Raw genomic sequence first — 7,822 nt, 5'->3', positions numbered from 1 at the left:
GTGTTCCGATTTCTTATGTAGAAAATTAAATCCAGAGGGAACACTGTTCCCGCTGGATTTAATTTTTATGGTTTTTGTTAAGTAATTGGTTCTAAAACAACAGATTCATTTCCAACTTTTTCAGATATCCAATTAAAGACTATACAGGAATCTAATTTAGGATTAAACATATCAACTGCATCATCCTGTAGAAACATCTTAAGGTTTGCGGCCGCATATATAAAAGCGGCCTTTTTTTTATTTGTATTTGCGTATTTTCTCATATTAATTAATCCACAAGCCGCGCCTGCTAAATGAAATGAAGGATTGTATAAGCTGTTACGGCTATCATTAACAATTAATTTCACATTCTGACGAAGGTTACTTATAAGCTGCCTTAGAAGAGTCATCCCCTTTCCTTGAGGAAGATCTACTTCGGTTATTCCAACACTTAAACCTTCACATACTTTACTCCATAATTCTCTATCCGATTGCTTATCAATTTCTAAACAATCTCCGAGTGTAATTGACTCAAGATATCTTAAATCGTGAAAAACATTACAGTCTTCTAGAAAGTCACAAAAATCAATTATAACTGGCTTGTTTTCAGTTATTATAATATTATCTCCTTGAAAATCTCCATGTGCATATGAAGTAAGACAAGTTACTTTTAAGCCATTCCAAACATCTTTATTATTAAAATAATAATATGGATTAGGGAGTAAAATGTCCGTCCCATCTAAAGATATCCATTTTATATTTTCATCCACCCCTATTGATTCAAAGGATTGTATGTATTTGTTATCCATATACCTATATGAAAGTTCATTTTTTACTATATCCATCGGAGACAGTGACTTTTTAACGTGCTCTTTGTTCCAAGTGAATAAAAACTTAGTTATTGTTGATATTGTGTTATCCTTAAGTTCATCTTCATTTAGAACTTTGTCCAAAAACGTCTCACTATTGTATATGTCATCCCCAGCTAAATCATATAAGTTAACATATAAAGTAGTACTATTTTTATCCTTTATTTTATAATTAGCAATTAGTTTAGCAATATACTTTTGCATGTTATTACCTAGTGCGAGGTTGTAGGCCTTTTGAAACAATTCTGCTTCATTTTTCTTAGTTATCTTTAAAATACCAACTTTATTAGCGGTGCCGTATTCCACCATATATACGCCTGCATCAGATCTTCCACTTTTAAATCTTTTTAATACTTGAAAAGGAGCGATTTTATCTTTTGTATCAGAGCCTACTTTATTAATCTTAATTATCACATCATCAATTTTCATGTCTACCCTCCTGTAACCCTTTATAAAATTACGCTCATTAGAAATACATTATTCAATAAGCTTTATCCCGTATATTATAATATACTCACTAAGAATACACAAATCGTTAAGGTGAATTTATCTTAAATGATGAAGTAACATTAAATAAATATATTTAGCATATTATTAAAGGTATAAAAGTATTTATATTATAAAAAGAAATAAATGCTATATGAAAAATAGGAGGATATTATGATATATCTTGATAATGCGGCCACTAGTTTTCCAAAACCTGTGGAAGTCTATTCAGAGGTGCTAAGATGCATGGAAAGTTATGCTGCCAATCCTGGAAGAAGTTCTCATGATATGGCAGTTGAGGCTTCATGCAAAATCATGGATACAAGGCAGGAGCTAAGCGAAATATTTAACATACCCGATATATTAAATATTATATTTACATGTAATGCTACCGAAGCATTGAATATAGGAATAAAAGGAATACTGAGGCCAGGAGATCACGTTATAAGCTCAGTAATTGAGCATAACTCAGTTCTAAGGCCGATAAACTATTTGAGTGAAAAAGGAATAACATATACACTTCTTTCTGTAGATAAAAATGGATATTTGGATACTAACAAATTAAGAAAAGAGATACGTAAAAATACCAAAGCAATAATAATAAATCATACTTCAAATGTAATAGGAACGGTTCAAGACATAAGAGCTATAGGTGAGATTGCGAAGAATGCAGGAATAATCTTCATGGTGGATGCATCACAAAGTGCAGGCGTTATACCAGTAGATGTGATGCGAGATAATATTGACTTATTAGCTTTTCCAGGTCACAAGGGATTATATGGTCCACAGGGAACAGGGGGATTATATATAGGAGAAGATTTAAGACTGGATTCCTTTAAACAAGGTGGAACTGGAAGTGAGTCTTCTTCTATTAAGCAACCTGACTTTTTGCCTGATAGATTTGAAAGTGGAACCTTAAACACGCCGGGAATAGCAGGGTTATGCGCGGGGTTAATGTTTATTAAAAAAATAGGAATAAATAATATAAAAAAGCATGAAATTATGTTAGTAGAATATTTAATAAAAGAATTATGTGAATTATCATATGTTAAAATCTATGGAGGGAGCGATTATAAAAACAGAGGAGCAGTGGTTTCTTTAAATTTAGATAATATTGATGCGTCTATAGTAGGAGAACTCCTAAACAAAAAAGGAATAGCAGTGAGAACAGGCTTTCACTGTGCACCACTAATACATCAAATAATTGGTACTAAAACTCGAGGTACAGTTAGAATAAGTCCAGGGTACTTTAATAATTTGGAGGATATCGAAAAACTTGTTATAGCGTTAAAGAATATATATGGAAAAAGGTCTCTATAATAAAAAATTACAAGGAAGCTTTCCGGTGAGAATGAAGAGCTTCCTTGTATTAGAAGAATTTGATTAGATTTCAACTACATTAAAAAGGCTCTTTTTACAGAGCCTTTTTAATGTTTATAGTACTATTTTAATGACAGTTATTATCTACTACTAAAGCTGAAAATGTTGGGTTATTAATAATGGTTGTTCCAACTTCAGTACTAACAGCTGTTACGACTACAGTATAGGTGCAACATTCGTCATAACAAGAGTCATTATCACATTCACAATCACAAACTATAAAAGTGAAGGCATCAGTACCAGTAAGAGCTACCACATCATAAACCCATTCAGGTCCGATTGGTGTTGGAGTAGTTTGATTTCTGCATTGTTTAAATATTCGGAAAGAAAGAGTTGCAGTTGTAGTAGCACTAACTATATTGGCAGCAAATTCAAACTTAACGCATGGATTTTTAAATTTTTCAAGATTTAATGAGAGTGTATTAAGAGTAAAAGCAGTACCTGTAGTAACATCTTCTGTTATTGTTAAGGGGAATCCTGTTTTGCATTTTAGTAAAACAGAAGCTTCTTTTTCTTTTTCTTTTTTACAACCACAAGATTTATCGCTATGATCAACAGGTCTTGACATTGAATTCATATATTTATTCCTCCTCAAATTTGAACATATATTAATGTAGCAGAAAGAACTCTATAAGCACTGTTTAAGTTGGTTCAATTTATCAGAATTCTTCTACTATAATATATGATTTAGACATACAAATGTGCTAGAAATTTAGAATTTACTTCGTTCTTTTTTAGTAATTTTTGCATTTTTCATCAGTAACATCTACAACTGCAGAAGAATGTAAGTAGATCTGGTTATACAAATCTACTTACATTCAAAGTTCTATAATAACTTAGTTATCATATTCTACGTATTCGCAGTATTCAGTATCATCTTCAAATAGTGGCTCAAGATTTTGATCTGGGAAGAATTTTGGAACTGGCTCCCTATCAAATCTATCACAAGGGTCTTCATCAGGATGTTCTTCACATTGAGTAGGTACTGGGCAATAGCCATATGCAGGAATTAATAATTGAACAATTAGTTCGCATTTTACAATAAGATGGAAACCTAAAGTTATATCTAAGTAACTATCTCCACAATCATCTCTATAAATAGTTCCATCTAAACATTCTGCAACGAGTTCAAGTTTTACTATTTCAGAATCAAGATCTTTGGATTTTCCTGTAGGTATGGTGCTAGCAGATATTTGAGCTATTGAATCTGGGCAATATAGTTTTGATATTACCTCTGTACGATGGATTTCAAATTTCTCGCACTTTGTCTCTCCATCACAATTTAAAAAATCTGCATAAAATGAGATTTCAAAACAAACTATTAATTTTTTGAAATTAGGATTTGTCTTTAGTGGAATCTTCTCTACAGAAATAAGTTTTAATTGGAAATCTCTGCACCCCGTAAATATTCTTGGATCCTCAAGTGGGTTACTTCTTAATTCTTCATCGGTGTCTATTGTATCTGGTCCACAAGCATAGCCTAAACAACGTTTTATTAGGCATTGGTCAAAAACTTTTGGAATTTCAATGCAAACTAACTCAGATGGATCAGGAAGGTGTCCTTGTTTGTTAACAATACCAGGTCTTGGAATAAACTCATCACGAGTAATAGCCATAAATTATCCTCCTTTTTATGTTAAGTGATACACATCTAATTCGTGTTCCTTGTATTAATGTATGCAGGTTCCTTTAAATTGTGATTGCCTTTTCTTTTATTATAATAAATAGTTTTTGGAAAATTAATTTTGATCCACCTAATAATATCTTATGCAAATACTTTCTCTTTTGACTCTAAGATTAATCATATATTAAATTGTAATGAAATATAATTTCTATAAGGAGATGAGGAATATGAAAATGTGTAGTTCAAGTCTATTCTATGATAATGAAGATCATAAATGGAGATTCTATGTAAATGACAATATGGAACTTATGTACAGCATAATGTATGATGAAGATAAATGGACTAAAGAAAACAAAATTGACAATGAGGTTTTAGATTTTACAGTTAGTTTTAATAGAGATAATAAAATTTATATAATATATAGTGTTAAAGCCGGACTTCTTAAGTATTGTATTTGGGACCAGAATAAATGGTTTGGAAAAACTATTTATAGTTTTGATAATCCTGACTATGAAATGACTGAATTGAATGTAATTACTATTGGCGATCTAATGCATGTATTTTTTATCGGAAAAAATAACATAAAGAAATCTCAGTGTACTTTAATGCATTTCTCCTTAAATAAGGATGAAAATTTAGTTAATACGATAGATACAATACCATTTTTACAAGAAGCTTTTAATCACTATCAAGTGCATCATTTGAAAAATGGTAATTTAAGTCTGATATACGCTAAACGTGATGAAAAAGAAGCAGCGATAAATTTAACACAGTACAATAGTAATAAATGGAGCATTCCAAGAAGGTTATATGGTATTACTGGTAATAGTATTAATTTTTGCACATTATTACGCTTAGATAAAATAAATATAATGAATGTGTCAAAAGAAGGCTCCGTGCATTTATTAGAACATGTATTGGTTGAACCTGATGGAACAATGAGAAGCAATAAAATACATGAAAGTTATAATAATCCCAGTAATTTTTTACTGGTTGAAATTAGTGGAGCACTTTTCGCAATATGGACTGAAGGCAAAGATATTTTAGCTTCTTCATACAAAAATAAATGGAGTGAACCCTTTAAATTTTATTCCGAATTAAAAGACAATGAAATCTTAATATATAAATATTTATCTTTAAGCAATAAATACAATAATTTAAATTGTAAATATATACTTGGAACTAGTGCTCCTGAAATAAAATTATTGTTACCTAACCCCAGAATTAAAGACGGTAGAGGGGACTCACTAGAAACCAGTAAGGGAAAAGTCACAAGTGGGGTAGAACCTGAGGCTGAAAAGAACAAATTAAGTAAGCAAGGGGAACTTTTGGTTTTACAAAAAAATAATAAAGTTTTGGAAAAAAAATTAATAGATTTACAAATAAAATATCAACAAAAGGTAAGAGTTCCAGAGGAATCAGATGATAGTTTCATAAAGCTTACAAACTTAAGGAGAAAAGCTGAAGAGAAATTAAATATAATAACCGAAATACATCAGGTCACTATAAAAGAATTACAAAGATTCAAAGCAGATAAAATATCCAAAGATTTGTTAATAAATGAAATAAAGGCTAAATTAGAACAACTTACTTATGAATACGAAGGATTAAAAAAACAAAAAATATCCAAAGATAACACTGTAAATGAATTGAAAAATCAATTGCAAAGATTAAGTATTGAAAATGAAAAGTTGAGTCAAGAGTTAAAATATGAAAAGAACATAGGAATTGTAGATAGAATATTAAAAAAGAAACCTGAAAGGTAGTTATCACATAACACTATACTTTCATATTATGGAGTAGTTCATAAATCTAATTACTATATAAACAGATTTATAAACTTGATTAGCCATAAGGGGGAGACGTTTGAGAGCTGAGATAGTAGAAGAGAATGAATATTTAGTTGTTTATGCAGGTCATAATGCTGCAGCACTTTTGTACCAAAGACTTTTAAAGAGATTATGCAAAGTCGAACTGGTTTCAACCCCGATAAGAATATCCTACGGTTGCAGTCAAGCAATTAAGTTTAAAGAAGCTTATATGGATATAGTTATTTCTGAAATTGAAAAGATTAAATTAAAGCCAAAAGGTACGTACAAAATTATTAAAAAAGCGAAACTTGAAAACTATGAAAAGGTATAGTTAGTACGTATACAAATCTTTAGGATTTGGTATTCCCAGATCCTTTATTTTTTTAAGCATATTATCTATTGTTAATGCATATTTTTTATTAAGAATAATAAAGGATGTGATTAAAATAGATGGAAGTATTAGAAAAAGTTTTTATATAGTTTCAAATATAAAAACTGCAACCTTAACTATTATAGATGGTCTTTGTAATACAATATTAAAAGAGATTGAAGTTTCGATTCGGCCATATAATTTAGCGGTGATGGATAATAACATAGTTGCGGTAGCTTGTGATATTAGTAATACGATATCACTGGTCAATTGTATTAGTGGTGAAACTAAACAAAGAACTATTCCCAATAACGGTAATCTTCAAATTGATAGGATAAACAAAAAAATATACGTTTCGAATACTTCTGAAGTGGTTATATATGATATAAATTTAGAAAACGTATTAGGTCGCATTTGTGGATTTTCAGCAATTATTGATTTAAAACTTAGCAAGGATGGTTCTAAGCTATATATATTAGATACATTAACAAAGGAATTAAGAATTTATAGTACTGATATTTATAAGCTTATATGTTCATTTCAAAATATAGGTATAAATCCAAGCTATCTTTTAATATCTGAAGATGATAAAACTGTTTATATTTCCAGTGTTAATAATATACTGAGAGTAGATATTGATTCGAAAAATATTATTGATATAAGTTTACCAAAAGGATCTTTAATAGGTGGAATGATATTAAAGGACCATAACTTATACGCATCAAACCTGGGTCTAAACAGAATAGAATTAGTAAATACTCATACTAATATTGCGTATGATTTTATATTGACATCATCACCTGGGCCTACAAGACTTTTTATAACTGATGACAATACTAAACTCTTGGTTACTAACAGAAACCATGAAAATTATGGAAGCATAGACATAATAGATTTAAAATCAAATGCACTAATTGGTTTAATTCTTATGAATACAATTAACAGTCAGCCCTATGATGTTATTTCACTGAGCATTCCTTATACATACGTTCCACCAGTTGCAATAACAGACTTACAGAAGGGTAATCAGGGGATAACCATAATTGCAAAAAAAATCTTTGCGTCATGCAATGAAAATGTTGATTTCCATAGCATAAACATGAATTTATCGAAAGATATAGATTTGCCTAAAGATATAAATTCTTCTTATATTTTTAAAAATATAATATTTAAACCTGGTATTATTGTTGACAATTCAAAAGTCATGAGTCGCTTATCTACAACATCTGGGTTTTCAAGTATTAAATTTATTGCAAGGGTTAACTATATAATAAATTATATAGTTAACAATAAAAATAACAGT

General features: G+C 30.0%; 7 protein-coding genes. 4 read left to right on the top strand and 3 right to left on the bottom strand.

Features of this window, described 5'->3' with window-relative positions:
• Nucleotides 1-77: 77 nt before the first annotated feature.
• Complete coding sequence (locus ACJAX4_RS20025; protein WP_435791203.1) at nucleotides 78-1,277, bottom strand: hypothetical protein; 1,200 nt, start codon at nucleotides 1,275-1,277, stop codon at nucleotides 78-80.
• 231 nt (nucleotides 1,278-1,508) lie between these two features.
• Between ACJAX4_RS20025 and ACJAX4_RS20020 the strand changes: the two genes are divergently transcribed.
• A complete protein-coding gene (locus ACJAX4_RS20020) occupies nucleotides 1,509-2,654 on the top strand; it encodes an aminotransferase class V-fold PLP-dependent enzyme (protein WP_435791202.1) in 1,146 nt (381 codons plus the stop codon).
• A gap of 127 nt (nucleotides 2,655-2,781) precedes the next feature.
• Here the strand turns inward: ACJAX4_RS20020 and ACJAX4_RS20015 are convergent, their stop codons facing one another.
• Both ACJAX4_RS20015 and ACJAX4_RS20010 read right to left on the bottom strand, forming a co-directional pair.
• Nucleotides 2,782-3,291 carry a DUF4489 domain-containing protein gene (locus ACJAX4_RS20015; RefSeq protein WP_435791201.1) on the bottom strand — a complete coding sequence of 170 codons (510 nt, stop codon included), beginning with the start codon at nucleotides 3,289-3,291 and terminating at the stop codon, nucleotides 2,782-2,784.
• Between the two features lie 259 nt (nucleotides 3,292-3,550).
• Entirely contained in the window at nucleotides 3,551-4,330 is a 780-nt protein-coding gene (locus tag ACJAX4_RS20010; protein WP_435791200.1) for a hypothetical protein, read from the bottom strand.
• Nucleotides 4,331-4,565: 235 nt separating this feature from the next.
• On the opposite strand from ACJAX4_RS20010, the gene ACJAX4_RS20005 reads away from it, so the two are divergent.
• From ACJAX4_RS20005 to ACJAX4_RS19995, 3 genes are all read left to right on the top strand, one after another.
• A complete protein-coding gene (locus ACJAX4_RS20005; RefSeq protein ID WP_435791199.1) occupies nucleotides 4,566-6,104 on the top strand; it encodes a hypothetical protein in 1,539 nt (512 codons plus the stop codon).
• 100 nt (nucleotides 6,105-6,204) lie between these two features.
• Entirely contained in the window at nucleotides 6,205-6,480 is a 276-nt protein-coding gene (locus ACJAX4_RS20000) for a putative Se/S carrier-like protein (protein ID WP_435791198.1), read from the top strand.
• Between the two features lie 106 nt (nucleotides 6,481-6,586).
• A partial coding sequence (locus tag ACJAX4_RS19995; protein WP_435791197.1) for a YncE family protein occupies nucleotides 6,587-7,822 on the top strand: 1,236 nt, incomplete at its 3' end.

The organism is Clostridium sp. (genome assembly GCF_051278035.1).
GTDB lineage: Bacteria > Bacillota > Clostridia > Clostridiales > Clostridiaceae > Clostridium_AD.
Note: the sequence above shows the minus strand (reverse complement) of the source record. Positions and strands in the feature narration are given on the sequence as shown.